This is a genomic window from Streptomyces sp. NPDC018026 (assembly GCF_044327745.1).
Lineage (GTDB): Bacteria > Actinomycetota > Actinomycetes > Streptomycetales > Streptomycetaceae > Streptomyces > Streptomyces rubrogriseus.
The window spans coordinates 955417-981195 of the sequence record NZ_JBIRFY010000002.1 but is presented as its reverse complement, the minus strand read 5'-3'; the positions used below and the strand labels follow the sequence as shown (position 1 = coordinate 981195).

Below are 25779 nucleotides of genomic sequence, written 5' to 3'. Positions count from 1 at the left end.
CTCCAGGGCGCCGGGTGCACACTGGACAGCGGGACGAGTGCCCGACTGTGAGGTGGTACAGATGCAGAGCCGCTTCCGGAGCGACCGGCGGTTGACCGTGCGCATGGGGGTCACCCTCTTCCTGCTCGGCCTGTTGTACGTGGGTTTCGTCGCCGCGCTGATCGCGCTGCTGAAGTCCTGGGTCCTGGTCGTGGTGATCGTGGCGCTGGTGTTCGGGGCGCAGTACTGGTTCTCCGACCGGATCGCGCTGTTCGCGATGCGCGGCCGGGTCGTGGAGCGGGAGGAGTATCCGGAGCTGCACGGGGTGGTGGACCGGCTGGCGGCGATGGCCGACATGCCGAAGCCGGTGGTCGCGGTGTCGGAGATGGAGATGCCCAACGCCTTCGCCACCGGCCGCAATCCGGACAACGCGGTGGTCTGTGTCACCACCGGGCTGCTGCGGCGGCTGGAGCCCGCGGAGCTGGAGGGCGTGCTCGCGCACGAGTTGTCGCACGTGGCGCACAAGGACGTCGCGGTGATCACGGTGGCCTCGTTCCTGGGCGTGATCGCGGGGCTGATCGTGCGGTTCGCCTTCTACTCCCAGCTCTTCGGCGGGCGCCGGGACCAGAACACGATGGCGGTCCTGGCGGTGGTGATGGGCGTCTCGGCGGCCGTGTACGCGCTCAGTTTCCTGCTGATCCGGGCCCTGTCCCGGTACCGGGAGCTGGCGGCCGACCGGGCCGCGGCTCTGCTCACCGGGCGCCCCTCGGCCCTGGCGTCGGCGCTCACCAAGGTCACCGGCGACATCGCCCGCATCCCGACCAAGGACCTGCGCACGGCGCAGGCCTTCAACGCCTTCTACTTCACCCCGGCCTTCGGCAGCGACCCCGGCCTCGGCCGGTTCTTCGCCACCCACCCCAGCCTGGAGCAGCGGCTCGACCAGCTGGGCCGGATCTCCAGCGAGCTGGGCGAGGCACCGGCGCCCGGCAAGGCCTGAGGCGCGGGCATGGGACTGCTGGACATCCTGCTCGGCCGCTCCAGGGCCGTGGCCCCTGATCTGGACCGGCTCTTCGCGCTGCCCTCGGCGGCGGTGGGCCTGGAGGCCGCTGCCGGGTTCCGTCCCACCGGGCAGGGGGCGGTGTGCTTCGCGACGGTCGAGGGCGCCGCCTTCGAGCGCACGCACCGCGAGATCCGCGCCCTGCTGGACGCGGACGCCGGCCGCACCCCGGTCGAGTTGACCCACGACTCCTACGGCTACTCCTGGCTCGTCTCGCAGCGCTCCCCGGGCGAGCTGCCCCTTCTGGTGAACGACCTGCACGCGGTGAACAGCACCCTGGAGTCGGGCGGGTTCGGCCCGCGGCTGCTGTGCTCCCTGGCCGGTTTCGTGGACGACGACGGACGGCGGCTCGCCCTCGTCTACCTGTACAAGCGCGGCACCTTCTACCCCTTCGCGCCCCTGCCCGGCGGGCGGCGGCAGCGGGACAACGCGCTGGAGCTGCGGATACGGGCGGTGCTCGCCGACGAACTGCCGGTGGAGGGCGACCTGGCCCGCTGGTTCCCGGTGTGGGGCGCGCCCGGACTCTGACCGCCGTGCGCCGCCGCCTGTCAGTGGCGTCGGGCACGATGTCCGTACCGAGGACGCTACGGACGCGACGACGGGCGGAGGGCCCCATGGATGACGGCGGACGACGGCACATCGGGACGGCCGAACGGCGGCACCGGCTGGCCCTGCGGCAGCGGCTGGCGGGGGCCGCGCGGGCGGGGAGCCCCGAGGAGGTCGCCGGTTCGCTGGTGGCGCTGCACGGCACGGACCCGGCGGCGGTGCACCTGGCCGTGGGCGCGCGGCTGGCGGACGCGGCGAAGACCGTGGGCGAGACGGAGCGGGCGCTGTACGAGGACGGGACGCTGGTCCGGATGCACGGCATGCGGCACACGGTGTTCGTGTTCCCCACCGGGCTGACGGCGGTCGTGCACGCCTCCACCGGCCGCACCGTGGCCGCCCGGGAGCGGGCCAGACTGCTCAAGAACATGGCGGCGGCCGGGGCGCCGGACGCCGCCTGGCTGGCCGAGGTGGAGGAGTCCGCACTGGCCGCGCTGGCCCGGCGCGGCCAGGCCACGGCGGCCGAACTGGCCCGCGACGAGCCGCGGCTCAAGGAGCAGTACGTCTACGCGGCCGGGAAGAGCTACGAGGGGGTGCACACCGTCTCCACCCAACTGCTGAGGGTGCTGGGCGTGGAGGGCAAGGTGGTGCGGGGGCGGCCGCTGGGCTCGTGGACGTCCAGCCAGTTCCGCTGGGCACCGGCGCCCGAGCATCCCGAGCTGGACCCGGGCGAGGCCCAGGCCGAGCTGATGCGCGGGTGGCTGACGGCATGCGGTCCGGCGACCGAGGACGACCTCAAGTGGTGGACCGGGTGGCGGGTGACGGAGGTGCGCCGCGCGCTGACCGCGATCGGCGCGGAGGCGGTCTCGCTGGACGAGGGCACGGGGTACGTCGTCTCCGGTGACACCGGCCCGGTCGCCGGGCCCGCCGAACCGTGGGCGGCGCTGCTGCCCGCGCTGGATCCCACCGCGATGGGCTGGCAGCAGCGGGACTGGTACCTCGCCCCCGGGCTGCGGCCGATGCTCTTCGACCGCAGCGGCAACGTCGGACCGACGGTGTGGTGGAACGGGCGCGTGGTCGGCGGCTGGGCGCAGCGCGCCGACGGCGGGATCGTCTGGCGGATCCTGGACGACGACGGCATCGGCCGCGACGCGGAGAGCGCGATCGCGGCCGAGGCCGAGCGCCTGGCGTCCTGGGTGGGCACGGCCCGGATCACCCCCCGCTTCCGGACGCCGCTGGAACGGGAGCTGTCGGCGTAGGGCAGGTCGTCGAACGCCGGGCGCCCTCGGCGAAGAAGGGCGCCCGGCGTCCGGCTCACCGCGAGTACCGCATCAACGCCCGCACCATGTGGCACGTCGTGTCCGACGGCGGGTGGACCCCGATGGTCAGGGCAGCGCTCCGTATCCTCTCGTTGCGCGCCTGGTTGGGCAGGTAGACGCCGGAGTCGAGCAGGGCGATGGCGAGCCGCATCGCCTTGAGCCGGCGGTTGTGCGTCACGTACCACTCGCGGGGGCGGCCAGCCGGCAGCGGACGCTTCTCCACGGGTTCGTACGGCAGGTCGAGCAGGACGGGCCGCTTGGCGGTGGACTGGGTGGGCAACGGCTTCGGCTTCAGTGCGGCAGCGGGCACAGGCATCCTCCTGTCGCGGTCAGGGCGCCGTCCGGACCACCCGGCGACACCCTCGAACACTGCTTCTATTTTACTGCCCACCACTGACAAAAGCCCCTGCCCACAAGGCCTTTCGGGGCCGCTGGGACCCACGTGGTGAACGAGTTTTCGGCACCCTCCGGCTACCGTGTCCGGCATGGAGATCTGGATCAATCCGGCCTGTTCGAAGTGCCGCAGCGCCATCAGCCTGCTCGACGCGGAGGGGGCCGACTACACCGTCCGCCGCTACCTGGAGGACGTACCGAGCGCGGACGAGATCCGCGAGGTGCTCACCCGGCTCGGACTCGAACCGTGGGACATCACCCGCACCCAGGAGGCGGCCGCCAAGGAACTGGGCCTGAAGGACTGGCCCCGTGACGAGGCGTCGCGCGACCGCTGGATCACCGCGCTCACCGAGCACCCGAAGCTGATCCAGCGCCCGATCATCACGGCGGACGACGGAACGGCCGTGGTGGGCCGCACCGACGAGGCGGTCCGGGACGCCCTGTCCCGCTAGAGCGGGCCTCAACCGTGTGACGCAGGTTACGCGCGCGCATCGACGCGACCGGTGAGTAACTCCGTTCGGTATCTCGTACATAGCGGCGTACGCTCCCCTACCTCTTCAGGAGGCGCGCATGTCGCGCAGGAGAACTCTCGGTACGCAGAAGAAGATCGCGCTGCTGGTCGGCGCCGCCGCGGTGGCCGGTGGCGGCGCCTTCCTCGCGGCGAACGCGTCGAACGCCGCGCAGACCACCCAGGAGGCGCGGACCAAGGCCGCCCAGGACTCGGGCGTCTGCCAGGGTCTGGCCACCGCGCTCGGCAACAACCAGCGGTTCATCGAGGGCCAGCGGGCCAATCCCGACGCGCAGTCGCAGGCCCGGATCGAGAACCGCGAGGCCGTCGTCGCGGAGATCGAGCGCAAGCAGGCGGCGTCCGGGTGCGCGGTCGGGGAGTCGGCTCAGGACCCCCAGGCCGGGCAGGACACCGGGGGCCAGGCGGGTGACCAAGCCGGGGACCAGGCCGGTGACCAGGCCGGAGGCGCCGCGCAGGCCGGTGAGCAGGTCTGCGCCGGTTCCACCGTCACCCTCTCCGGCGAGGGCGGCGCGCCCGCCGCCTCCAGCAACCAGTTCCCGGTGGGCACCAAGCTGAAGGTGACCAACCTCGACAACGGCAAGTCCACGACCGTGGAGGTGAACTCGGTCTCGGGAAGCTGCGCCCTGCTCAACAACGCGGCGTTCGAACAGGTCCGGGAGGAAGGCAAGTTCCTGATCCGGCGGGCGCTGATCGAGAAGGTCGGCTGAGGCTCAGCCGGCGGGCCCGGTGAGGAAGTCGCCCAGGCGGCGGCCGAGGCCGGGCGGCGCGGACTGCGGCAGCGCGTGGTGGGACACGTCCGGCAGGATCTCCGTCTCCACGTGCGGCAGCAGGGTCCGCGCCCGGGCCGCCACCCGGGCGGCGTCGTGCGTCCTGCTGTTCCCGGCCAGGAGCAGCAGGACCGGCACGTCCAGGGCGCGCAGCGCCTGCGGGGCCGGGCGCGGTCCGGTGACCGGCCTGCGCCCGGGGAAGCCGACGGCGGCCTCCTGGAGGGCGAGCCAGTCCGCGTCCAGCGGGGCCGCACCGGTCTCCCACTCCAGGAAGGCGCGGACCCGGCGGGGCGTGGGCCGCAGCAGCATCGGCAGCGCGCGCAGCAGGTAGGCCGCCTTGAACCCGGCGAAGCACTGGGTCGGGTCCAGGAGGAACAGGCGGCGTACCCGGCCCGGCGCGTGCAGGGCGTGGTGCAGGGCGATCCAGGCGCCGTAGGAGTGCCCGCCGAGGTCGGTCTCCGCGATGCCGAGGCCGTCGAGGAGCGCGTCCAGCCAGCCGGCCAGGTCGGCGACCGTACGGGGGTGGCGGTCGCCGGCCGGTGTGCTGCGGCCCGGCGCGCCGATCAGGTCGACTGCGTGGACGCGGTGGGTGCGGGACAGCTCGGCGGCCTGGGCGTACCAGGACGCGGAGGTCGCCGCGCCGCCGCCCGGCAGCAGCACGAGGGGGTGGCCGTCGGCCGGGCCGGTCAGGTGGACCTGCGTCTCGCCGAAGGGGGTGGGGACGGTCACCGACTCGGTCCCCGTGGGCCACTTGGCCATGACCTTGCCGTAGGCGTCGTGGAAACGGCCGGCGTCGTGAAATCGGCCGGCGTCGTGCGGTCCGCGAGCGCTCATGAGCGGTGCCCCCTGTTTCGCTTGCTCCCTGTTCCTGCCCTTCCGGTATTCTCTCGCTGAACGAGATACTTGTCGAGCGAGACGATGACGAAGGGCGGCCCCCATGACCGACCAGGGAGCGCCGGAGCCGGAGCCACAGCTGGAGATCGTGCATCTCCTGCGCGCGGTCACCGTCGAGCTGGGCGCGCACAGCGCGCGGTTCGCGCAGCGCAACGGCATGCACCCCACCGACGTCCGCGCGCTCATCGCGCTCATGGACGCCGCTCGGGCGGGCGAGGCGACCACCGCCGGGCACCTGGGTGCCGCCCTCGGGCTGAACTCCGCGGGCACGACGGCGCTGGTCGACCGGCTGGAGCGGGCCGGGCACGTGCGCCGGGTGCGCGACGCACGGGACCGGCGCAGGGTCACCGTCGAGGTGGACGAGCGGGCCGTCGCACTGGGCTGGTCCCACTTCGGGCCGCTGATCGGGCGGGCGGTGGAGCTGCTGCGCGGCTACGACGAGCGGGAACTGGCGGCGATCAGGGGCTTCCTGACCGGCGTACGGGAGGCCGCCGCGGACGACGGGCGTGAGCCGCACCACAACGAGCCCGGGTAACACGGGGTTCACATACGGGCAACGGCCGGGAAATCGCCCGTTGGCACGCTGCACGGCAGTAGCCGCGGCACCCCTGCCGCCCCAGCGCCGCAGCACCCGCGAGTGCGCCGAGACCCACCCCGAAGGATGTGGCCCCCGTGACCTTCAAGGCCGAGTACATCTGGATCGACGGCACCGAGCCGACGGCCAAGCTCCGTTCCAAGACGAAGATCGTCACGGCCGCCCCCGCCGGTCTGGACGCCCTCCCGGTCTGGGGCTTCGACGGGTCCTCCACCAACCAGGCCGAGGGCAGCTCCTCGGACTGCGTGCTCAAGCCGGTCTTCTCCTGCCCCGACCCGATCCGCGGCGGCGACGACATCCTGGTGCTGTGCGAGGTCCTGGACACGGACATGTCGCCGCACCCGAGCAACACCCGCGCCGCGCTGGCCGAGCTGTCCGAGCGCTTCGCCGCGCAGGAGCCGGTCTTCGGCATCGAGCAGGAGTACACCTTCTTCAAGGGCGCCCGCCCGCTCGGCTTCCCCGAGGGCGGCTTCCCGGCCGCGCAGGGCGGCTACTACTGCGGTGTCGGCTCGGACGAGATCTTCGGCCGCGACGTCGTCGAGGCGCACCTGGAGAACTGCCTGAAGGCCGGACTCGGCATCTCCGGCATCAACGCCGAGGTCATGCCCGGCCAGTGGGAGTTCCAGGTCGGCCCGCTGGCCCCGCTGGAGGTCTCCGACCAGCTGTGGGTGGCGCGCTGGCTGCTCTACCGCACCGCCGAGGACTTCGAGGTCTCCGCCACCCTGGACCCCAAGCCGGTCAAGGGCGACTGGAACGGCGCGGGCGCGCACACCAACTTCTCCACCAAGGCGATGCGCGAGGGCTACGAGGCGATCATCACCGCCTGCGAGTCGCTCGGCGAGGGCTCCAAGCCCATGGACCACGTCAAGCACTACGGCGCCGGCATCGACGACCGCCTGACCGGCCTGCACGAGACCGCCCCGTGGAACGAGTACTCCTACGGCGTCTCCGACCGCGGCGCCTCGGTGCGCATCCCGTGGCAGGTCGAGAAGGACGGCAAGGGCTACATCGAGGACCGCCGCCCCAACGCCAACGTCGACCCGTACGTCGTGACGCGGCTCCTCGTGGACACCTGCTGCACGGCGCTGGAGAAGGCCGGCCAGGTCTGACTGACCCCGGGCCGCCGCCGCCCCCGGCCGCGTTGTCAGTGGCGCGTGCCAGGGTGGGGCCCATGGAGAACGACGGGAACCTCGCCATCCGGGTCGAGACGGAGAACTGGCAGACGCACACCTGGATCCGGGCGGCGGAGCTGCGGGAACTGGTGACGCGCATCGGCCGGGCCGGCGACCGCTTCCTGGTGGTGCAGCGGATACCGGACGTCCCCGACGTGTTCGCCCAGGTGTGGCACGAAGAGGGTGCGGACGGCGCGGACGGCGGGGGCTACCGGCTGGAGCACCGGGCCGCGGCGGACGCGTTCTTCGGCACCGACCTCGACGACCCCCACCGCGTGGCCGACCTCCTGACCGGCTGGGCGCGCCGGGAGGCCGGCTGGGACGCGGGCGTCGGCTGGGAGCCGATTCCCGTCCCGCCGCGGGCCGAGGTGCCCGCCCTGCCGGACGAGGTGCGCGAGCAGGTCGAGCCGCGGGTGCGCGAGCGGCTCCGCTGCGGCTACGACAGCCGGCGGACGCTGTCCGAGATCGCGGAGGACCACCTCGTCGGCGGCGAGTACGGCGACCGACCCGTCTCCCCCGCCCAGGCCCGGCAGTTGGTGGACCGGCTGTGGCTGGAGCGGCTGGCCGAGCAGGACACCTGGGGCGCGGAGCCCACCGACCCGGACCGCCTCACCCGGGTCTTCGAGGCCCTGGACGCGGCCGGGGTCACCGCCCGGGAGAACTTCGCCTGCTGCCGAGGCTGCGGCACGGCGGAGATCGCCGCGGAACGCGAGGGCGCCCGGGGCTTCGTCTTCTTCCACCAGCAGAGCACCGAGGCCGCCGCCGAGGGGCACGGACTCATGCTGTACTACGGCGGTTTCGACGGCTCCGAGGAGACGACCACGGCCGTCGGACACGAGGTCGTGGCCGCCTTCGCGGGGTCCGGACTGTCCACGGAGTGGAACGGCGATCCGGGCCGGGCCATCACCGTGTCCCCGCTCAACTGGCGCAAACGGCTGGTGGGATGACCGCTCGGGCGGCCGGTTCCGGCCAGTCGGCGTCCACGCACTGAGAGGCCTCTCCTCTCCCCCGCCGCCGTCTGCTTCAATGGGCCCATGGCCAGCTTCCGGAAGTACGCAGCGACGGGTCGCCACGACCTTGAGCCCTTCTGGCCTTCCCGTCAGCACGACGACTTCGACCGGGTGTGTTGCCGCGCGACGATCGCGCCGGCCCGCTAGCGAGCCACATCTCCCAGGCCTTCGCGCCTGCCGCCGGTGCGCACGACGTACGTCCCGCGACGCGCCCGACCACGAACTCGCGCCCGTCGCCCCTCCCGACGAACCTCTCGCGCGAAAGAGCTGACGTCTCATGGCGACCACCCGTTCCCTGTCCACCGTCACCCTCGACTCCTCCGCCCAGCCCCACCCCTCGGGCCCCGCCGCCTCCGCCCTTCCGGGCGGGACCGCTTCCCGGCACCGGCTGCGCGCCGTGGACCGGGACGAGGTGGTGGACGTCTCGGACCTGCTGCCGCCGGGCGCCACCTGGCTGCCCGCGCCCCCGCACGCGCTGCCCGCGCTGCCCGGCCGGCCGCCGATGGTCGGCTACCTGGTGCTCGTCCCCGCCGACCGGCAGCCGCCGTTCCGCCCCCTGGACGTGGCCGGACCGGCGCACGGGCCGTCGCACGCGGACGGCGAGGACCCGCTCGTCCGGATCGACCCCGTGCGACGCACCGCCGCCGTGGACGGTCGTGAACTGGACCTGACCTACCTGGAGTTCGAACTCCTCGCGCACCTCGTCGCGCATCCGCACCGGGTGCACACCCGCGACCGGCTGGTCACCACGGTGTGGGGCTACGGCCACGTGGGCGACGGCCGCACCGTCGACGTGCACGTGGCCCGGCTGCGCCGGAAGCTCGGCGCGCAGCACCGGCAGACGATCCAGACCGTGCGGCGCGTCGGCTACAAGTACACGCCGCCCACCGGGCGCTGAGCCCGCGCCGCCGCACCCGGCACAGTGACGGCATGAGGCTACTGGTGCTGGGCGGTACGGAGTTCGTGGGGCGGGCCGTGGTCGAGGCGGCGCTCGGCCGCGGCTGGGAGGTGACCGTCCTGCACCGCGGACGGCACGCCCCGCCCCCCGGAGTGCGGGCGCTGCACGGCGACCGCACCGCGCCCGACGGGCTCGCCGCCCTGGCCGAGGGCACGTGGGACGCCGTCGTCGACACCTGGTCGGCGGCGCCCCGCGCGGTGCGGGACGCGGCGCGGCTGCTGCGCGGCCGCGCCGGACGGTACGTGTACGTGTCGAGCTGCTCGGTGTACGCCTGGGCCCCGCCCGCCGGGTACACCGAGGACGCCCCGCTCGTCGGGGGCGCCTCGGCGGACGCCGGGCAGAGCGACTACGCCCGGGACAAGCGGGGCGCCGAGCTGGCCGTCCTGGACGCCTTCGGCGCGGACCGCTCGGTGCTGGTGCGGGCCGGGCTGATCCTCGGCCCGTACGAGAACATCGGCCGGCTGCCGTGGTGGCTGAACCGCACGGCCCGCGGCGGCCCGGTCCTCGCCCCCGGCCCGCGGGACCTGCCCCTGCAGTACGTCGACGTCCGTGACCTCGCCGCCTGGGTGCTCGGCGCGGTGGAGCGGGAGCTGAGCGGGCCGTACAACCTGGCCTCCCCGCCGGGGCACACCACCATGGGCGACCTGCTCGACGCGTGCGCCGCGGTCACCGGCGGCGCGGCACGGCTGCGCTGGACCGCCCCCGAGACCGTCCTGGCCGCCGGTGTCGAGCCGTGGGGGCAGCTGCCGGTGTGGACACCCCCGGGCAGCGACCTGCACGACGCCCTGCAGGGCGCGGACGTCTCCCGGGCCCTGGCGACGGGCCTGACCTGCCGCCCGGCCGGCGAGACCGTGGCCGACACCTGGGCCTGGCTGCGGGGCCTCGGCGGCCCGGCACCCCGCCGCCCGGACCGGCCACCGGTCGGCCTGGACCCGGAGACGGAGGCGAAGATCCTCGCCGCCGACGCCGCCGACGCCGCCACCGGGCCCGGCGGGGGCCGAGGTGTATCTGACACCACCCCCTGATCGGGTGCCCGGCCCCGTGACCCGCCCCGGCCGCCTCGGCGAGACTGATGCCATGAGCATCGAGACGAAGAGCAGCACACAGGGGCCACGGGCACGGGGGCGGGCACGGAACGTCGCCCTGTCGGGCGCGCGGGGACTGGCACTCATGTTCATCTCCCTGCCCGGCGCGGTGGTCTGCTTCTGTCTCGCCCTCGTCTCCATCGCCCTGATCCCGATCGGCGTCGGCATCGTCACCACGCCGTGGGTGCTGTCGGGGGTACGGGCCTTCGCGGACCGGCGCCGGCTGCTCGCCGCCGAGTGGGGCGGGGTGCGGATCCCGCGGGTGTACCGGCCGCTGCCCGCGGACGCCAATCCGTGGGCCCGCACCTTCGGGATGCTGCGTGACCCGGCGACCTGGCGGGACATCGGGTGGCTGCCGGTCGACATGACGGCGGGCTTCGTCACGGCGCTGTTCGCCTTCGCCCTGCCGCTCTACCCGCTGGAGGGCTTCGCCATCGCGGCCGGGCTGTGGCGGGTACTGCCCGACGGGTACTGGTACGGCTTCGTCAAGGTCACCGACCAGACCTCCGCCCTCTTCGCCGCCGGGCTCGGCGCCGCGCTCCTCGCCGCCGCCCTCTGGCTCACCCCGCTCGTGCTGCACGCCCACTTCCGGCTCACCGGCGCGGTCCTCGGCTCCGGCCAGGGCGAACTCGCGGAGCGGGTGCGGGTGCTGACCGAGACCCGGCGCGACGCCGTCGACACCTCCGCCGCCGAACTGCGCCGCATCGAGCGTGACCTGCACGACGGGGCGCAGGCCCGGCTGGTCGCCATGGGCATGGACCTGGGCACCATCGAGGCGCTGCTGGAGAAGGACCCGGAGAAGGCCAGGGAACTGCTCGCACAGGCCCGGCGGTCCTCCGCCGACGCCCTGACCGAGCTGCGCGACCTGGTGCGCGGCATCCACCCGCCGGTGCTCGCCGAACGCGGCCTGGGCGACGCGGTGCGCGCCCTGGCACTGCGGCTGCCCGTCGCCGTCGAGGTGGACGTGGACCTGCCCGGCCGCGCCGACGCGCCCGTGGAGTCGGCCGCGTACTTCGCGGTCAGCGAGATCCTCACCAACGCCGTGAAGCACTCCGGCGCCGACCGGATCTGGATCGACCTGCACTACACGGAGCAGCGGCTGCGGCTCTCCGTCACCGACAACGGCAAGGGCGGTGCGTCGATCGGAGCGGGCTCGGGCCTGGTCGGGGTGGAGCGCCGACTCGGTACATTCGACGGCGTCCTGGCCGTCAGCTCGCCCGCGGGCGGCCCCACCATGGTCACCATGGAGATCCCTTGCGCGTTGTCCTAGCCGAAGACCTGTTCCTGCTGCGCGACGGACTGGTCCGGCTCCTGGAGGCCCACGACTTCGAGATCGCCGCGGCCGTCGAGACCGGCCCCGAGCTGTCCCGGGCCCTGGCCGAACTGCAGCCGGACGTCGCCGTGGTCGACGTGCGGCTGCCGCCCACACTCACCGACGAGGGCCTGCAGTGCGCGCTGCAGGCCCGCCGCGACCGGCTGGGGCTGCCGGTGCTGGTCCTGTCCCAGCACGTGGAGCAGTTGTACGCGCGCGAGCTGCTGGCCGACGGGAGGGGCGGGGTGGGCTACCTGCTCAAGGACCGGGTGTTCGACGCGGAGCAGTTCGTGGACGCCGTACGGCGGGTGGCGGCGGGCGGCACGGCGATGGACCCGCAGGTCATCCAGCAGCTGCTGAGCAGGCGCGCGGCGGAGGACCGGCCGCTGGAGCGGCTCACCCCCCGCGAGCTGGAGGTGCTGGAGCTGATGGCGCAGGGCCGGACCAACGCGGCGATCGCGGGCAAGCTCGTCGTCACCGAGCGGGCGATCGCGAAGCACACGGCGAACATCTTCGCGAAGCTGAGCCTGGAGGTCTCGGACGACGACAACCGCCGTGTCCTGGCGGTTCTGGCGTATCTGGACCGCGGCCGCTGACCCTGTGACGCGTCCCGGGGGCCCCACCGGCCCCGGCAATTCCCGAGACGGGTGAACACCTCTGGAGCGGCTTCCGTATGGATGGGAGCCGCTTCACTCCTGTCGGGCGCCCTCGATGCCCCGCAAGCGATGCCCCCGCAAGGAAGTTTGAGGAGTTCCATGGGACGCAACACAAGAAAACGCCGTACGCCGCTGGCCACCAAGATCGTAGCCGGGGCGGCGGCCCTGGCGGTCGGCGGGGGCGGGCTGGTCTGGGCCAACTTCTACGCTTCGGCGCACGAGGACCACGGGGGTCACAACCGGACCAGGTCGGCCGGCGCGCAGGTCGCGACGATCGACTGCCCCGACGTCGGCCAGAAGATCCGTGACGTGCCGGACCGGGCGCGCGGGGAGGTGGACGGCGAACTGGCCACGATGGACAGCCAGATCACCAACGCCTACCAGCGCCTCGCCACCACCCGGCGGGCGCAGGCGGGTGACGCGCAGTTCGTCCAGAACACCATTCTGGGCCCGCTCAAGGACCGGCGGAAGGCGATCATCGACCGGATCCAGCTGGAGATCAACCGGGCCGGCGGCAAGGCCGACGACAACCTGGACGAGCTGGCGGGCTGCCAGGGGCGTCCCGCCGACCAGCAGAACGGCGGCGGCCAGAACGGCGGCGGTCAGGACGACGGCCAGAACGGCGGCCAGAACGGTGACGGCCAGGACCAGGAGGGCAACGACGACAACGGCAACGGCGTCGCGGGCCCGGTCGCCGAGGACTTCGTCGACATCAACGACGTCCAGCCGAACTCCCGCAACAGCCGCAACGGTCTGGCCGCCGACGGCGACGGCGGTTCCACCGGCAGCTTCACCACGGACTGCGGCGTCAACGAGAACAACCTGTTCAACAGCGACAACCTGATCGCCGCCCCGGGTGTCGACAACGGCGCGCACCACACGCACGACTACGTCGGCAACCAGGACAACGACGCCTTCTCCAGCGACGAGGATCTCGCCAACGCGGACACCTCGTGCCAGAACCAGGGCGACAAGTCCACGTACTACTGGCCGGTGCTGCGCCTCCAGGACGGTACGCAGGAGTTCGACGCGAACGACCAGGGCGGCGGCGCCGAGGGCAACATCGGCAAGATCCTCAAGCCGGCCGAGGCCCAGATCAGGTTCGTCGGCAGCCGGCAGGGCGACGTGGTCGCGATGCCGAAGTTCCTGCGTGTCATCACCGGTGACGCCAAGTCCTTCACCAACGGCGACGCCAACGCCAACACCTCGTGGAGCTGCTCCGGCTTCGAGGACCGGCAGGTGACGGACAAGTACCCGCTGTGCCCCGACGGCAGCCAGGTGCTGCGCACGGTCAACTTCCAGAGCTGCTGGGACGGCCAGAACATCGACAGCGCCAACCACCGGGACCACATGGCGTTCGTCCAGGAGGACGGCAGCTGCGCGAACGGCTTCCAGGCCGTGCCCCAGCTGCAGATCCGCCTCGCGTACGACATTCCCACCCCGACCGTCGAGAACGGCCAGGTGCAGAACCCGTACGCGGTGGACAGCTTCCCGGAGCAGCTGCACAAGCCGATCACGGATCACAACGACTTCATCAACGTCATGGACGAGGACCTGATGAACGAGGTGGTCGACTGCATCAACCGCGGCGAGGACTGCCAGTAGCGGTACCGGCCCGACGGCAAGGAGGGGGCCGGTGACGGATTTCCGTCACCGGCCCCCTTCGCGCGTCCGCGTCCGGTCAGCCGGAATGCCCGGCGTGCTCGCCGTGCCCGGCCGGGTGCCCGGCGCCGCCGCCCCCGTGCTGGACGCCCTGCTCCAGGGTTCCGCCGAGTGTGCCGCGCAGGTCGGCCACCACGTCCTCGTGGCCGACGGCGACCCATTTGCGGCCGACGAGGTAGAAGCCGCCGTAGTCCTTGGCCGTGTTGATCCACTCGCGCTGTCCGCGGTCGGTGGAGAAGGTGGCCAGGACGTACTTCTCGTCGCCCTTCCCGCACAGGGCCTGGCGGATGGTGTCGGCGTCGGTCTGCATGTTCGGGGTGCACTCGGCCTCGGCGGCCAGGTGTTCCAGGCTGCCGGTCGCCGTCGCGGGCACGGTGTCCGCGCCGTCCCCGCCGGCGCCGCAGCCCGTCAGCACCAGGACCGCCGCCAGGGCGGCCGGTGCGAGCATCGGTCGGGTCAGCCTCATGTGTTCCTCCGGTCCGCTTCGGCGACATGCCGCACGGAGCCCCGGCGAGGGGCTCCCGCCATCGATACGGGCGCGGGGCGCGAAGCACTCAGTAACCCGGGTGCCGTCGAGCGGACGCCGTGCGAGAGTGGCCCCGTGGACCAGGACTGGGAAGAGCGTGTGACGGCCGCCTGGGCGGCGTTCGACGACTACGCCGAGGAGGACGCCGCCGACTTCCGGGCGGTCGTCGACGCCCTCGCCGACGAGTTGCCCGCGGACAGTCCCCTCGGCCTGTTCGAGCGGGCCTGCGCCTGGGACTCGACGGGCCACTCCGAGAGGGCCGTGCCGCTGTACCGCGAGGCGCTGGAGCGCGGGCTCGGCGAGGCCAGCGCCTACAAGGGGCGCCGGGCGAAGATCCAGCTCTCCAGCTCGCTGCGCAACACCGGGCATCCGGAGGAGGGCGTGAAGCTGCTCTCGCCGGAACTGGTCGCCCCGTCGGACGAGTTGGACGACGCCGTGCGCGCCGCGCTCGCGCTCTGCCTGTCGAGCATGGGCCGCGACCGCGAGGGCCTGTCCCTGGTGCTCGGCGCGCTGGCACCCCATCTGCCGCGCTACCAGAGGTCGATGGCCAACTACGCGCGGCTGCTGGTGGAGCCGGAGGAGTAGCGGAGTCCCGCACCCCCGCGCCCCGGGGCGGCCTCGCACGGTGACCATCGCCCCGTTCGCTCGTTCTGCTGAACGTGCAGCCACAGGATGTCGCCCCGCGCCCCGCACCGTCCTCCGCCTCCTCGGCCGACCCGGTCGTCGACGTCGAACAGGCCGAGGCCGCGCTCGTCGAGCACTATCCGCGCCTGGCGCGGCTGGCCTATCTGGTGCTGCCGCCGGGTCTCGGCCGGGGCCGCCGCGTCCTGTCCGCGCACGCCCTCACCCAGCGCGCCCTGCCCCGGAACCGGACGACGACCCCGGTGATCCCGGCCCAGTCCACCGGCCGCGAGGTCGACCCCGGGTACGCGCTGGTCCGGCTGCGGGTGGTGCGTACGGCGCTGGAGGCGGGGCTCCCGCTGCGGCGGCGGGCGTGGCCCCGGCGGTCCCAGTTGCCGCCGCTGCTGCCGCACGTCAGGGGCCTCAAGCTCTTCCCGCGCTCGGGCGGCGCGGACGAACTCGCCCTGGACCAGCGGCTGTCCGAGCTCTCCGGTCCGGGCCGGGCGGCGTACGTGCTGCGCGGTCTCGAGCGGCTCCCCGACGACGGGGTGCGGCAGGTGCTGCGGGCCGCCGGGGTCGCCGACCCGGACGGCGCGCTGCGCGAGGCCGACGGGGTGCCGGGTCAGTACGGGCTGCTCGGCTCCCCCGAGTTCGACCCCTGCTCGTTGCAGGCCCGGCCGACCGATCTGCTGCGCCGGCGGCAGCACACGAAGGCCGCGCTGGTAGCCGGGGCGGCGCTGGTGGTGTGCGGGGCGCTCCTCGGCCTGCCCGGGGACGGCTGGGGCCCGGACGGTGCCGCGGCGCCGCCGTACGCACAGAACCCGGCGGCCGAGGCCGCGCTCGATCCGGGCAGGCTGACGAAGGCCGCGCCGGCCGCCTGGGAGACGTCCGCGCGCACGGACTTCTCGGTGTGGCCGGCCCGGGGCGGCCTCACCGGCGACGAGGAACTGCTGCGCCGCGCCCTGGCCGTCTGGGCCCGGCCCGGCGAGAGCGTGGGGGTGTCCGCGACGCCGGGGACCCAGACCGGGGGTCCGGCCGGTCCGCCGCAGCTGCTGTACGCGGGGGAGGTCGACACCGCGCGGGTGGTGATCCTGCACGACGGTCTGCGCCTGGTCCGGTACGCCGAGCCGAAGGACGGTTCCGCCGGTGCCGCCCTGGACTTCGCGCGGACCGACGGGGCGGGCCGGGCCGCGGCCACCGCGGTGGTGCTGGGGCGCGCCGACGGCAACGTGCGGTATCTGACGGCGCCCTGGGTGACCAAGGCGGCGGCGCGCGACCTCGTCGAGCCGGATTCCGGTGCCAGGGAGCTGACGCTCACCGACGGCGTGACGTCCCCGCTGGCCAGCCCGGTGCAGCAGCAGTCCGGGGCCTGTACGTCGTGGAACGCGCTGGAGCTGACCGACGGTTCGGACACCCGGGTGGTGACCGACCTGGGCGAGCTGGTGCCGGCCCGGCTCACCAGCGGGCGCCCCGGCGCGGCGAAGGACGCGTCGGGGGCGAAGGCGCTGGATGCCTGGGCGCCGTACGCGTGCTCGCTGGGCGCGGTGCGCGGGCAGGGGGTGCGGTCGGTGAACGCCTGGGAGTTCGCGACGCAGCCGCTGCCCGACGGGACGGGGTCGGGCGCGTGGGTGTGCACCCGCGCCGAGACCTGGCGCGGCGAAGGGGCCCGGGTGCTGGCGCAGTTCCGGACGCCGGGCGGCGTGCAGGGCGCGGTGGCGGCGAAGGCGCAGGACGTGCCGGCGTGCGGCGAGCGCGATCCGCAGGTGCTGGCCGGGGTGCTGTGGAAGTCGGAGGGCGGGCACTGGTACCTGCTGGCGGCGGGCGGTCCCGACACCGAGTCGATCGAGGCCACGGGCGGCATCAGCGACTCCGCCGACGGCAACCTGCTGACCGCGAAGGCCGAGCAGGGCGCGCGGGCCGAGCTGAAGGGCACGCTGGACGGCGGCCGGACGATCGGCGGCCTGCGCTAGGACCCGCTCCCCCGTACCCGCCCCCACCACCGACTGAGCTGACACTGGCGTCAACAAGTACCGGCAGGAGGGTTCCGCCGGGCCTTACCCGTCAGTACATTGACGCCATGTCTAACAAGCATGTCCCGCTCAAGGCCCGGAAGGTGTCCTTCGCCTGGGAGGACACCCCGCTGCACTGGGTGCCGGGGGACCCGTTCACGACCCACACCATCAACGTGCTGCACCTGCTGCTGCCCGCCGGGGAGCGGTGGTTCGTGCACGTCTACAAGCAGGTGCTGCCGTACATCCGGGACGAGCGGCTGCGCGAGGACGTCATCGGGTTCATCGGGCAGGAGGCGATGCACTCCCAGGCCCACGACGAGGTGCTGCCGCACCTGCGGGACCAGGGGCTCGACCCGACGCCGTACACCGCGCAGGTCGACTGGCTCTTCGAGAAGCTGCTCGGCGACCGCACCCTGCCGCCGGGCCGCCCGCGCCGCTGGTGGCTGATGGAGCGGGTGGCGCTGATCGCGGCGATCGAGCACTACACGGCCTTCCTCGGCGACTGGGTGCTGAACGCCGAGGCGCTCGACCGGCGGGGCGCCGATCCGACCATGCTGGACCTGCTGCGCTGGCACGGCGCCGAGGAGGTCGAGCACCGGTCCGTCGCCTTCGACCTGTTCGTGCACGTGGACGGGGACTACGCGCGGCGGGTGCGGACCTGGGCGACCGCGTTCACGGCGCTGGTGTTCCTGTGGCAGCGCGGGACCCGGTTCTTCATGGCGAACGACCCGACGCTCGTCGACGGCAGGGCCGGCTTCCGGGACTTCCACCGGCGCGGCCGGCAGGGCCTGCTGCCCTCGACCGGCGCGATCACGCGCTCCATACCCGGCTATCTGAGCCGCGCCTACCACCCCTCCAAGGAGTGCTCCACCGAGCAGGCCGTCGCCTACCTCGCCACCTCCCCCGCCGCCGTGGCCGCCTCGGCCGCCGAGAAGTCCCAGGAAGGTGCCGCGTGAGCCCGTACCCGAGCCCGTACCCGAGCCCGAGGCCGACTCCGAGGCGGACGACGGCCCTGCTCCTCGCCGCCGGTACGGCCGGTGCCGCGCTCGTCGTCCGCCGGGCGCTGCGGCGCCGCGTCCAGGGCTCGCCGCTGTGGCCGCTGCCCGCGCTGGACCCGCCGGTCTCCGGGCGGCCCCGCTCCCGCGCGCTGACCCTGCTGGTGACCGCGCACGAGCGGGTGGCCGACGGGGTGGTGCGGCTGCGCCTGGAGGGGACCGGTCTGCCGCGCTGGGAACCGGGCGCCCACCTGGACGTGGTGCTGCCCTCGGGGCTCGTACGGCAGTACTCGCTGTGCGGCGACCCGGAGGACACCTCGTCGTACACCGTGGCCGCGCGGCTGGTCGAGGACGGGCGGGGCGGCTCGCGCGAGGTGCACGAGCAGGTGCGGGAGGGCACCGAACTGGAGGTGCGCGGACCGCGCAACCGCTTCCCGCTGGTCGGGGCGCCCGCCTACGCGTTCGTCGCCGGGGGCATCGGCATCACGCCCCTGCTGCCGATGCTGCGGGCCCTGCCCGAGGGCACCGACTGGCGGCTGCTGTACGGCGGACGGACGCGGGCGTCGATGCCGTTCCTGGAGGAGATCGGGAAGCTGGACCCGGACGGCGGCAGGGTCACCGTCGTCGCCGAGGAGGAGGACGGGCGGCCGCGTCTCGACGCCTTCCTGGCGGACCTCCCCGAGGGGGCGGCCGTGTACTGCTGCGGTCCGGAGGGCCTGATGGCGGCCGTGGCGGAACGCCTCCCGGCGGGCGCCGCACTGCACCTGGAGCGGTTCGCGCCGCGTACGACGGCGGACGGCGACACGGAGTTCGAGGTCGAGCTGCGCCGCAGCGGGCGCACGCTGACCGTGCCCGGCGGCTCCTCGGTGCTGGCCGCCGTGCGCACCGAGCTGCCGAACACCCCGTACTCCTGCGAGCAGGGCTGGTGCGGGACCTGCCAACAGAAGGTACTGGAGGGCGAGATCGACCACCGGGACGAGTTGCTCACCGACTCGGAACGCGGCGACTCGATGCTCATCTGCGTGTCCCGGTGCCTCGGCACCCGGCTCGTGCTCGACATCTGAACACCGAAGAATGCCGATGCCCGGTCCGGCCCGTTCAAGGCCGGATTCGATCGGTAAGGTGTTCGTATGACTACCGGGGTGCGCCGCAGAATGGGCGTCGAGGAGCGGCGGCAGCAGCTGATCGGCGTCGCGCTCGATCTGTTCAGCCGCCGCTCGCCGGACGAGGTCTCCATCGACGAGATAGCGTCGGCGGCGGGCATCTCGCGCCCGCTGGTCTACCACTACTTCCCCGGCAAACTCAGCCTGTACGAGGCCGCGTTGCAGCGCGCCGCGGACGATCTGGCGGACCGGTTCGCGGAGCCGCGCCAGGGCCCGCTGGGCGCCCGGCTGCTGCGCGTGATGGGCCGCTACTTCGACTTCGTCGACGAGCACGGCCCGGGTTTCTCGGCCCTGATGCGCGGCGGCCCGGCCGTGGGCTCGACCACGACCAACGCGCTGGTGGACTCCGTACGGCAGGCCGCGTATGTCCAGATCCTTTCGCACCTGGACGTCACCGAGCCGCCCGCGCGGCTGGAACTGGTCGTCCGCTCCTGGATCTCGCTCGCCGAGTCGACCGCGCTGCTCTGGCTGGACGGGCGCCGCATCCCGCGCGCCGAGCTGGAGGCGCAGCTCGTGCACGACTTCGCCGCGCTGCTGGCGGTGAGCGCCGCCTACGACGAGGAGATGGGCGCGCTTCTGCGCCGCGTCCTCGCGGACGAGCCGGCCGACGGCCCCTTCGAGGACCTGGTCGGCCGGCTGATCGCACTCGCCGGTTAGCTCTCGAACTTCCGGTACGACGGGTCCAGGTCGCGGACCTCGGCGGAGGCGTGCAGGGCGAGGCCGTCGCCCGGCTTTGCGTACTGCCGCAGCAGTTCCAGGACGGCCTCGGTCAGCCGCACCTTGGTCTCGTCGGTGCGGCCCGCGAGCAGCCCGAGCGTGACGTGCACGACGGCGTGCCCCTCGGCGTCGGGACCGACCACGGTGTCCTCGGTGCGGCGGAACTGCGTCTTGCAGGCCGGCGGCTTCGCGGCCGCGATCTCGACGACGGCCTCGTGCAGGGCCCGCGCGAAGGCGGGCCGGTCGAAGTCGCCGGCGAGCCGGTCGGAGTAGTCGACGGTGATCTGCGGCATGAGCCCTCCCGTTGGCGTGGACAGCAGGGCTCACCCTAACCGCAGACCTCCTGCCGTCAGCCGGCCCGCTGGAAGACGGCGACCGTACGGGCCGGCACGGTGAACGTGCCGGTCTTCGCCGCGTACGCCGACTCCTTCACCACCGCGTCCGCCCCCGCCGCCTGCACCGGATGCAGCCGGTAGCCGGTTCCGGCCGCCGCCCCGACGCGCTGCTCCTGCCGCTCGGGCGTGGCGTTGAAGACGACGACGAGGTCACCGAGGCGCATGGTGATCACGCCGGGTGTCTCGTCCTTGCCGGAGAGCGGGAAGGAGAGCCGGGACTGCACCTGCGCGGCCGTGGCGAGGGAGAAGTCCTGCTCGCCGGTACGGATCTTCAGCAGGTCCCGGTACGCCGCCGAGGCGCCGTTGATCTGCGGGCAGCCGACGCTCACCGCGCCCAGCAGGGGCTTGGCGTAGGACCACTTGTCCTGGTTGTCGGCGGCGGGCGGCAGTCCCCGGCCGAAGCCGTTGCCGTCGGCGCAGTTCCAGTGCAGGGCGTTGAACCAGTCGCCGCTGTCGTAGGAGTTGCGGTCCAGCGACTTGGAGCGCAGCAGGTCGGTGCCCGCCTGGGAGAGCGCCGGGCCCTGCGAGAGGGCGGCGGTCGCCATGGCGAGGACCTGCATGCGGGCCCGGTCGTCGGCGGACGTGTCCTTCGGCAGCTTGAAGGTCAGCGCGTCGAAGAGGGACTCGTTGTCGTGCGCGTCGGCGTAGGCGAGGGCGTCGCCGGGTGCCGCCGCGTATCCGGCGGGGGCGCCGTTGTAGTCGACCTCGGAGCCCTTGACCTCCTTGCCGTCGGTGTCGGTGAAGGAGTAGCCGGCGAGGTTGCCGGTCAGGCCGACCTTGATCAGGTCCTGGTAGTGCAGCAGGCGGGCCTTCTGCTCGGCCTCGGTGCCGTTGGCCGTCGAGGAGTTCGGGTCGGTGTAGAGGCCGGAGGCGAAGCCCTGGACGCCGGGGTCCTCGTCGAAGGGGCCGCCGCCGCGCACGGCGTCGCGGGCCCGGTCGGAGAAGGTGGCGATGCCGGTGCCGGCCATGTTCTTCTGGGTGGCCTGGACGAAGCGGGCGTCGTCGGCGACCTCGCCGAAGTTCCAGCCCTCGCCGTACAGGATGATCTTCTTGCCGTCGACGCCGTCCTTCTTGAGGGTCAGCTCGTCCAGCGCCTTCCTGACCGCGAGGATGTTGGCCTTCGGGTGGTGGCCCATGAGGTCGAAGCGGAAGCCGTCGACCTTGTACTCCTTGGCCCAGGTGACGACCGAGTCGACGACGAGCTTGCCCATCATGGCGTTCTCGGTGGCGGTGTTGGAGCAGCAGGTGCTGTTGGCCACCGAGCCGTCGGCGAGCAGCCGCTGGTAGTAGCCGGGCACGATCCGGTCGAGGACGCTGGTCTTCGCCTGGCCGCTCGCGGCCGTGTGGTTGTAGACGACGTCCATGACGACACGCAGGCCGTCGTCGTTGAGGGCCTTGACCATCTTGCGGAACTCGACGGTGCGGGCGGTGCCCTCCGGGTCGGTGGCGTAGGAGCCCTCGGGGACCGTGTAGTGGTACGGGTCGTAGCCCCAGTTGAAGGCGTCCTTGGCGGCGGCCTTCGTCACGCACCCCTGCTGCTTCTCGGAGTCGGCCGGGAGGGCGGCGAGGTCGCAGTCGGGCGCCGTCTGCTCGGACTTCTTCTCGGGGATGGTGGCGATGTCGAAGGCGGGCAGCAGGTGCACGTAGGAGGTGCCGGCCTCGGCCAGCTCGCGCAGGTGCTTGGAGCCGTCGCTCTTCTCGTCGGTGAAGGCGAGGTAGGTGCCCCGGTGGTCCGCGTCGGCGGTCGCATCGGCGACGGAGAAGTCGCGGATGTGCAGCTCCTGGATCTGCGCGTCCCGCAGCGGGACGGCCTCGGGCTTGCGGTAGTGCTCCCAGCCGCGCGGGGCGAGGGAGCGGTCGTCCAGGTCGACGACGAGGCTGCGCTCGGAGCCGGTGGTCAGGGCGAGGGAGTACGGGTCGGTGACCTTGTTGGTGACGACCTCGCCCGCGGTGGGCGCCCACACCTTGACGGCGTACCGGTAGGCCTTGCCCTTCCAGGACTTCGGACCGGTGGCGGACCAGACGCCGGTGGCGTCGTTCCGGCGCATCCGCACGGTGCGGCCGCCGATCTCCAGCTTCACGTCCTGCGCGGTCGGCGCCCACACGGAGAGGGTGGGGCGGCCGTGGTGGAAGACCGGGCCGAGGTCGGCCCCGGTCGCCCGGCCCGCGTACAGGTCGTCCAGGACGCCCGCGGTCTGTACGCCCGTCGCCGCGAGCAGGGCGCCGGTGGCGGTGCGCTGGGCGGCGACGACCTGGCCGCGCAGGGCCTCGCGGACCCGGTCGCGGTCGCGTGGGTCGACCGACCAGGCGGTGTACTCCTTCAGGTGCGGGAACTTCGCCTTCTGGGCGTCGGTGAGGGCGCTCTTGGTGAGGCGGAGCCACTGCTGGTCGTCGCCGGTGAGCCGGCCGCCCTCGGCGGTGATGGAGCCGGTGCGGGAGGCGAGCAGCTGGGTGGAGGCGGCGCCGTCGGAGCCGTTCCAGGCGACGGTGTTCCGGTCGATCCAGATGGCCTTGGAGGTGGTGAGGTCGACGGCCGCGGCCGAGCCCGCGGGCTGCGGCAGCAGGTAGTCCTCCTGGCCGCTCAGCAGCCACACCTCGTGGCCGTCGGCCTTGAGGTCGAGGGCCTGGTCGGTGGGCAGGTCCTTCTCGTCGCCCTTGTGGACGATGTAGCTGACGCTGCTCGCGCCGTCGGTGAGGGGCACCTCGAAGACCGCGCCGTAGGAGTCGGTCCCGACCGGCTGGAGCGGCTTGGCCCAGTCGGTGGGGTTCGCGGCGTCGCCCCAGACGTGCAGGCCCCAGCCGTCGTAGTTGCCGTCGGCGCGCTTGTAGTGCAGTACGGCCTTGGTGGTGTCCTGGGCGGGGTACTCGGGCCGCTCCGTGGCGACCTGCTCCTTGCCCTGCTCGATCCACACCTCGCCGGTCTCGGTGACGTCGATGGTGCGGTCGGCGGCGACGTCCTTGTTGCCGTCCTTGTCGATGACGAGGAAGCCCACGTCGGAGGCGCCGGGCTTGAGCTTGACGTAGGCGAAGGCTCCGTAGGCGTCCCGGCCGGTGAAGGGGTGGGTCTCGGGCCAGGTGGTCGCCTCGCCGTCGGCGAGGTCGCCCCAGGCGTACAGGCCCCAGTCGTCGTAGTTCCCGTCGGCGCGCTTGTAGTGCACGACCGCGTAGTCGCGGGAGGCGGCGGTGGGCACCTCCTCGGCGGGCGGGGTGCCGGTGGTGGACGCGGCCGTGGCGCTCGCGGTGCGGCCCGCCGAGTCGACGACAACCGCCTTGTAGCGCAGGGCGGTGCCTGCCGGGGTGTCCGCGTCGATGGCCTGGGTGACCTTGTAGGGGGCGTGGTCGGCGGTGCCGAGGGTGCGCCACTTGCCGTCGCCGGTCTGGGCGGCGAAGACGACGCGGTTGAGCTGTCCGCCCGCGACGTCGGCGCTCAGCTCTACGGTGCCGGTGGCGCCGGGGTCCGGGGCGTGCAGGGTGATCGTCGGCTGGGCGGCGGGCGCGGCGAGCCGCCCCGCGGCCTTGAGGACGACGGCCGACCCGGCCGGGACGGTGACGGTGACCTTGTTGTCGGCGCCCGACTTCACGGTGGCGTCGGTGCCGTAGATGCCGCGGAAGGTCATGTCGGCGGAGCCGGTGGCGAAGGTGGCCGACTTCGCGGCGTCCGCGTTGTTGAAGGCGACGACGTACTCGGTGCCGGTCTTGGCGTCGGTGCGGGAGAAGGCGTAGATCCCGGCGCCGTCGGCGGCGTACCGCTCGGTCTGGACGCCGTCGGCGAGGGCGGGGTTGGCCCTGCGCAGCTCGGCGAGGGCGCTGATCTGCCGGTAGAGCGGGGCGCTCGTGTCGTAGGCGGCCTCGGCGTGGGTGCGGTCGGTGCCGAGCTGGTCGTCGTCGAGGTAGTCGGCGGTGCGGGAGGCGAACATCGGCTGGCGGGCGTCCTTGTCGCCGCCCGCGCCGGTGAAGCCCTGCTCGTCGCCGTAGTAGATCACCGGGTTGCCGCGGCTGAGGAACATCAGCTCGTTGGCGAGCTTGTCCTTCTTCAGCAGTTCGGCGTCTGTTGCCTCGGGGTCGTCCTGCTTCAGGAAGGTCCCGATGCGGCCCATGTCGTGGTTGCCGAGGAAGGTGACCTGCTCGTACGCGTTGGCCTTGTCGGTCGTGTACTTGTAGTCGTCGCCGAAGACGGAGGCGAGCTTCTGCGCGCTGCCGCCCTGGGAGGCGTAGGCGCGGGCCGCGTCCTGGAAGGGGAAGTCCAGGGTGGAGTCCAGGCGGCCCTCGGTGACGTAGGGCGCGGTGACGGAGGTGTCGGCGGAGTAGACCTCGCCGAACATGAAGAAGTCGTCGCGGCCCTTCTTGGCGGCGTAGGCGTCCAGCGCGGTCGCCCACTGGGTCCAGAACTCCATGTTCACGTGCTTCACGGTGTCGATCCGGAAGCCGTCGATGGCGAAGTCCTTGACCCACCGCTGGTAGATCTTCTCCATGCCGCCGACGACCTCGGGACGCTCGGTCCACAGGTCGTCGAGGCCGGAGAAGTCGCCGTAGGTGGCGGACTCTCCGGCCCAGGTGGAGTCGCCCCGGTTGTGGTACATCGCCGGGTCGTTGAGCCAGGAGGGGACCTTGAGGTTCTTCTTGGCGGCCGGGACCGTCGGGGTGCGCGGGAAGGAGCCGCCGTCCACCCGCGGGAACCCGCGCTCGCCGTCGGCGTAGTCGGCGTCGTCGAAGGGCTGTCCGTCCTTGGTCAGGTACGGGAAGGCGCCCTTGGAGAGGTAGTCGTAGGACTTCTCCTCGTAGTCGACGACGTCCGCGGTGTGGTTGGTGATGACGTCGAAGAAGACCTTCATGCCCTTGGCGTGGGCCTTGGAGATGAGGTTCTTGAGGTCCTGGTTGGTGCCGAAGTGCGGGTCGACCTGGGTGAAGTCGGTGATCCAGTAGCCGTGGTAGCCGGCCGAGGCGTCCTTGCCGGTGCCCTGGACGGGCTGGTTCTTGAAGATGGGCGCCATCCAGATGGAGGTGGTGCCCAGCCCCTTGATGTAGTCGAGCTTCTCGGTGAGGCCCTTGAGGTCGCCGCCCTGGTAGAAGCCCTTGTCGGTGGGGTCGTAGCCGGTGGTGAGCCGGGTGCCGGTCAGGCCGCCCCGGTCGTTCCCGGCGTCCCCGTTGGCGAAGCGGTCCGGCAGGACGAAGTAGAACTGCTCACGCGTCAGGTCGTGGCGAGCGGCGGTCTTCGCCAGCTTCGCGTCGGACGGGGGCGCGGGCGGGGTGTCGGCCCGGGCGGCGAGCGGGGGGAGCAGGGCGGCGGCGAGCGCGGTCACGGTGACGGCCGCGACCCGTCTCACTCGTGCGGTACGGCGCGTGGCAGGCACCGGCCATCTCGGTATCACGGACGTGAACTCCTTGTGCTGACGGCTCGATCGGGTCCGACCCCGGCGAG

The 25779-nt window shown here is 73.0% G+C and carries 23 protein-coding genes; 18 read left to right on the top strand and 5 right to left on the bottom strand.

The window, feature by feature from the left end; translation table 11 throughout:
- The first annotated feature begins 61 nt into the window (after window positions 1–61).
- From htpX to ACH4D3_RS10000, 3 genes are all read left to right on the top strand, one after another.
- Window positions 62–976: a zinc metalloprotease HtpX gene (gene htpX / locus ACH4D3_RS10010; protein ID WP_398318834.1), complete on the top strand. Its 915-nt coding sequence runs from the start codon at window positions 62–64 to the stop codon at window positions 974–976.
- A gap of 9 nt (window positions 977–985) precedes the next feature.
- Window positions 986–1564: a hypothetical protein gene (locus ACH4D3_RS10005; protein WP_398318831.1), complete on the top strand. Its 579-nt coding sequence runs from the start codon at window positions 986–988 to the stop codon at window positions 1562–1564.
- A gap of 86 nt (window positions 1565–1650) precedes the next feature.
- Window positions 1651–2838, top strand: a complete 1188-nt coding sequence (locus tag ACH4D3_RS10000; RefSeq protein WP_398318828.1) for a winged helix DNA-binding domain-containing protein — start codon at window positions 1651–1653, stop codon at window positions 2836–2838.
- 55 nt (window positions 2839–2893) lie between these two features.
- Here ACH4D3_RS10000 and ACH4D3_RS09995 read toward each other — a convergent pair whose 3' ends face one another.
- Window positions 2894–3208, bottom strand: coding sequence for a hypothetical protein (locus tag ACH4D3_RS09995; RefSeq protein ID WP_003976610.1), 315 nt, complete (start codon window positions 3206–3208; stop codon window positions 2894–2896).
- Between the two features lie 175 nt (window positions 3209–3383).
- On the opposite strand from ACH4D3_RS09995, the gene ACH4D3_RS09990 reads away from it, so the two are divergent.
- Together ACH4D3_RS09990 and ACH4D3_RS09985 are read left to right on the top strand one after the other, a co-directional pair.
- Window positions 3384–3743: an arsenate reductase family protein gene (locus ACH4D3_RS09990; protein ID WP_361007309.1), complete on the top strand. Its 360-nt coding sequence runs from the start codon at window positions 3384–3386 to the stop codon at window positions 3741–3743.
- A gap of 118 nt (window positions 3744–3861) precedes the next feature.
- Window positions 3862–4527 (top strand): hypothetical protein, encoded by a 666-nt coding sequence (locus ACH4D3_RS09985; RefSeq protein WP_398318824.1) that lies wholly within the window; start codon window positions 3862–3864, stop codon window positions 4525–4527.
- Window positions 4528–4530: 3 nt separating this feature from the next.
- On the opposite strand, the gene ACH4D3_RS09980 is transcribed toward ACH4D3_RS09985, so the two are convergent.
- Window positions 4531–5421: an alpha/beta fold hydrolase gene (locus tag ACH4D3_RS09980; RefSeq protein ID WP_398318821.1), complete on the bottom strand. Its 891-nt coding sequence runs from the start codon at window positions 5419–5421 to the stop codon at window positions 4531–4533.
- Window positions 5422–5524: 103 nt separating this feature from the next.
- Here ACH4D3_RS09980 and ACH4D3_RS09975 point away from each other — a divergent pair, with 103 nt between their 5' ends.
- The 8 genes from ACH4D3_RS09975 (at window position 5525) to ACH4D3_RS09940 (ending at window position 13874) form a co-directional block, all read left to right on the top strand.
- A complete protein-coding gene (locus tag ACH4D3_RS09975) occupies window positions 5525–6016 on the top strand; it encodes a MarR family transcriptional regulator (RefSeq protein WP_398318818.1) in 492 nt (163 codons plus the stop codon).
- A gap of 137 nt (window positions 6017–6153) precedes the next feature.
- Window positions 6154–7185: a glutamine synthetase gene (glnII, locus tag ACH4D3_RS09970; protein ID WP_398318815.1), complete on the top strand. Its 1032-nt coding sequence runs from the start codon at window positions 6154–6156 to the stop codon at window positions 7183–7185.
- A 62-nt stretch (window positions 7186–7247) separates the two neighbouring features.
- Window positions 7248–8195, top strand: coding sequence for a DUF6891 domain-containing protein (locus ACH4D3_RS09965; RefSeq protein ID WP_398318812.1), 948 nt, complete (start codon window positions 7248–7250; stop codon window positions 8193–8195).
- A gap of 340 nt (window positions 8196–8535) precedes the next feature.
- A complete protein-coding gene (locus ACH4D3_RS09960; RefSeq protein ID WP_398318809.1) occupies window positions 8536–9156 on the top strand; it encodes a winged helix-turn-helix domain-containing protein in 621 nt (206 codons plus the stop codon).
- A gap of 32 nt (window positions 9157–9188) precedes the next feature.
- Complete coding sequence (locus ACH4D3_RS09955) at window positions 9189–10241, top strand: SDR family oxidoreductase (protein ID WP_398318806.1); 1053 nt, start codon at window positions 9189–9191, stop codon at window positions 10239–10241.
- A 52-nt stretch (window positions 10242–10293) separates the two neighbouring features.
- On the top strand, window positions 10294–11571 hold the full coding sequence (locus ACH4D3_RS09950; RefSeq protein ID WP_398318803.1) for a sensor histidine kinase: 1278 nt from the start codon (window positions 10294–10296) through the stop codon (window positions 11569–11571).
- A complete protein-coding gene (locus ACH4D3_RS09945; RefSeq protein WP_398318800.1) occupies window positions 11556–12209 on the top strand; it encodes a LuxR C-terminal-related transcriptional regulator in 654 nt (217 codons plus the stop codon). Before ACH4D3_RS09950 ends, ACH4D3_RS09945 begins: the two co-directional genes overlap by 16 nt.
- A 159-nt stretch (window positions 12210–12368) precedes the next feature.
- Window positions 12369–13874 (top strand): DUF1996 domain-containing protein, encoded by a 1506-nt coding sequence (locus tag ACH4D3_RS09940; RefSeq protein WP_398318797.1) that lies wholly within the window; start codon window positions 12369–12371, stop codon window positions 13872–13874.
- 76 nt (window positions 13875–13950) lie between these two features.
- Here ACH4D3_RS09940 and ACH4D3_RS09935 read toward each other — a convergent pair whose 3' ends face one another.
- Window positions 13951–14397 carry a hypothetical protein gene (locus tag ACH4D3_RS09935; protein WP_398318794.1) on the bottom strand — a complete coding sequence of 149 codons (447 nt, stop codon included), beginning with the start codon at window positions 14395–14397 and terminating at the stop codon, window positions 13951–13953.
- A gap of 135 nt (window positions 14398–14532) precedes the next feature.
- Here ACH4D3_RS09935 and ACH4D3_RS09930 point away from each other — a divergent pair, with 135 nt between their 5' ends.
- The 5 genes from ACH4D3_RS09930 (at window position 14533) to ACH4D3_RS09910 (ending at window position 19905) form a co-directional block, all read left to right on the top strand.
- On the top strand, window positions 14533–15042 hold the full coding sequence (locus tag ACH4D3_RS09930; RefSeq protein WP_398318791.1) for a tetratricopeptide repeat protein: 510 nt from the start codon (window positions 14533–14535) through the stop codon (window positions 15040–15042).
- A gap of 74 nt (window positions 15043–15116) precedes the next feature.
- A complete protein-coding gene (locus ACH4D3_RS09925; RefSeq protein WP_398318788.1) occupies window positions 15117–17048 on the top strand; it encodes a hypothetical protein in 1932 nt (643 codons plus the stop codon).
- A gap of 107 nt (window positions 17049–17155) precedes the next feature.
- Window positions 17156–18046, top strand: coding sequence for a metal-dependent hydrolase (locus tag ACH4D3_RS09920; RefSeq protein ID WP_398318785.1), 891 nt, complete (start codon window positions 17156–17158; stop codon window positions 18044–18046).
- A 56-nt stretch (window positions 18047–18102) separates the two neighbouring features.
- Window positions 18103–19149, top strand: a complete 1047-nt coding sequence (locus ACH4D3_RS09915; RefSeq protein WP_398318959.1) for a PDR/VanB family oxidoreductase — start codon at window positions 18103–18105, stop codon at window positions 19147–19149.
- Between the two features lie 66 nt (window positions 19150–19215).
- Window positions 19216–19905 carry a TetR/AcrR family transcriptional regulator gene (locus ACH4D3_RS09910; RefSeq protein ID WP_398318782.1) on the top strand — a complete coding sequence of 230 codons (690 nt, stop codon included), beginning with the start codon at window positions 19216–19218 and terminating at the stop codon, window positions 19903–19905.
- On the opposite strand, the gene ACH4D3_RS09905 is transcribed toward ACH4D3_RS09910, so the two are convergent.
- Both ACH4D3_RS09905 and pulA read right to left on the bottom strand, forming a co-directional pair.
- Window positions 19902–20258, bottom strand: a complete 357-nt coding sequence (locus ACH4D3_RS09905; protein WP_161377262.1) for a 5-carboxymethyl-2-hydroxymuconate Delta-isomerase — start codon at window positions 20256–20258, stop codon at window positions 19902–19904. The two genes, ACH4D3_RS09910 and ACH4D3_RS09905, sit on opposite strands and share 4 nt — an antisense overlap.
- Before the next feature lie 56 nt (window positions 20259–20314).
- Window positions 20315–25729, bottom strand: a complete 5415-nt coding sequence (pulA, locus tag ACH4D3_RS09900; RefSeq protein WP_398318779.1) for a pullulanase-type alpha-1,6-glucosidase — start codon at window positions 25727–25729, stop codon at window positions 20315–20317.
- Window positions 25730–25779 lie beyond the last annotated feature (50 nt).

Excerpts from the sequence above, each read along its gene's own strand:
- ACH4D3_RS09980 (WP_398318821.1), bottom strand. The coding sequence starts at position 5,421 with ATGAGCGCTCGCGGACCGCACGACGCCGGCCGATTTCACGACGCCGGC.
- ACH4D3_RS09955 (WP_398318806.1), top strand. The coding sequence starts at position 9,189 with ATGAGGCTACTGGTGCTGGGCGGTACGGAGTTCGTGGGGCGGGCCGTG.
- ACH4D3_RS09920 (WP_398318785.1), top strand. The coding sequence starts at position 17,156 with ATGTCTAACAAGCATGTCCCGCTCAAGGCCCGGAAGGTGTCCTTCGCC.
- ACH4D3_RS09905 (WP_161377262.1), bottom strand. The coding sequence starts at position 20,258 with ATGCCGCAGATCACCGTCGACTACTCCGACCGGCTCGCCGGCGACTTC.
- ACH4D3_RS09910 (WP_398318782.1), top strand. The coding sequence starts at position 19,216 with ATGACTACCGGGGTGCGCCGCAGAATGGGCGTCGAGGAGCGGCGGCAG.
- ACH4D3_RS09935 (WP_398318794.1), bottom strand. The coding sequence starts at position 14,397 with ATGAGGCTGACCCGACCGATGCTCGCACCGGCCGCCCTGGCGGCGGTC.
- ACH4D3_RS10000 (WP_398318828.1), top strand. The coding sequence starts at position 1,651 with ATGGATGACGGCGGACGACGGCACATCGGGACGGCCGAACGGCGGCAC.
- ACH4D3_RS09940 (WP_398318797.1), top strand. The coding sequence starts at position 12,369 with ATGGGACGCAACACAAGAAAACGCCGTACGCCGCTGGCCACCAAGATC.
- ACH4D3_RS09965 (WP_398318812.1), top strand. The coding sequence starts at position 7,248 with ATGGAGAACGACGGGAACCTCGCCATCCGGGTCGAGACGGAGAACTGG.
- ACH4D3_RS10005 (WP_398318831.1), top strand. The coding sequence starts at position 986 with ATGGGACTGCTGGACATCCTGCTCGGCCGCTCCAGGGCCGTGGCCCCT.
- ACH4D3_RS09950 (WP_398318803.1), top strand. The coding sequence starts at position 10,294 with ATGAGCATCGAGACGAAGAGCAGCACACAGGGGCCACGGGCACGGGGG.
- ACH4D3_RS09990 (WP_361007309.1), top strand. The coding sequence starts at position 3,384 with ATGGAGATCTGGATCAATCCGGCCTGTTCGAAGTGCCGCAGCGCCATC.
- ACH4D3_RS09985 (WP_398318824.1), top strand. The coding sequence starts at position 3,862 with ATGTCGCGCAGGAGAACTCTCGGTACGCAGAAGAAGATCGCGCTGCTG.
- ACH4D3_RS09975 (WP_398318818.1), top strand. The coding sequence starts at position 5,525 with ATGACCGACCAGGGAGCGCCGGAGCCGGAGCCACAGCTGGAGATCGTG.
- ACH4D3_RS09960 (WP_398318809.1), top strand. The coding sequence starts at position 8,536 with ATGGCGACCACCCGTTCCCTGTCCACCGTCACCCTCGACTCCTCCGCC.
- htpX (WP_398318834.1), top strand. The coding sequence starts at position 62 with ATGCAGAGCCGCTTCCGGAGCGACCGGCGGTTGACCGTGCGCATGGGG.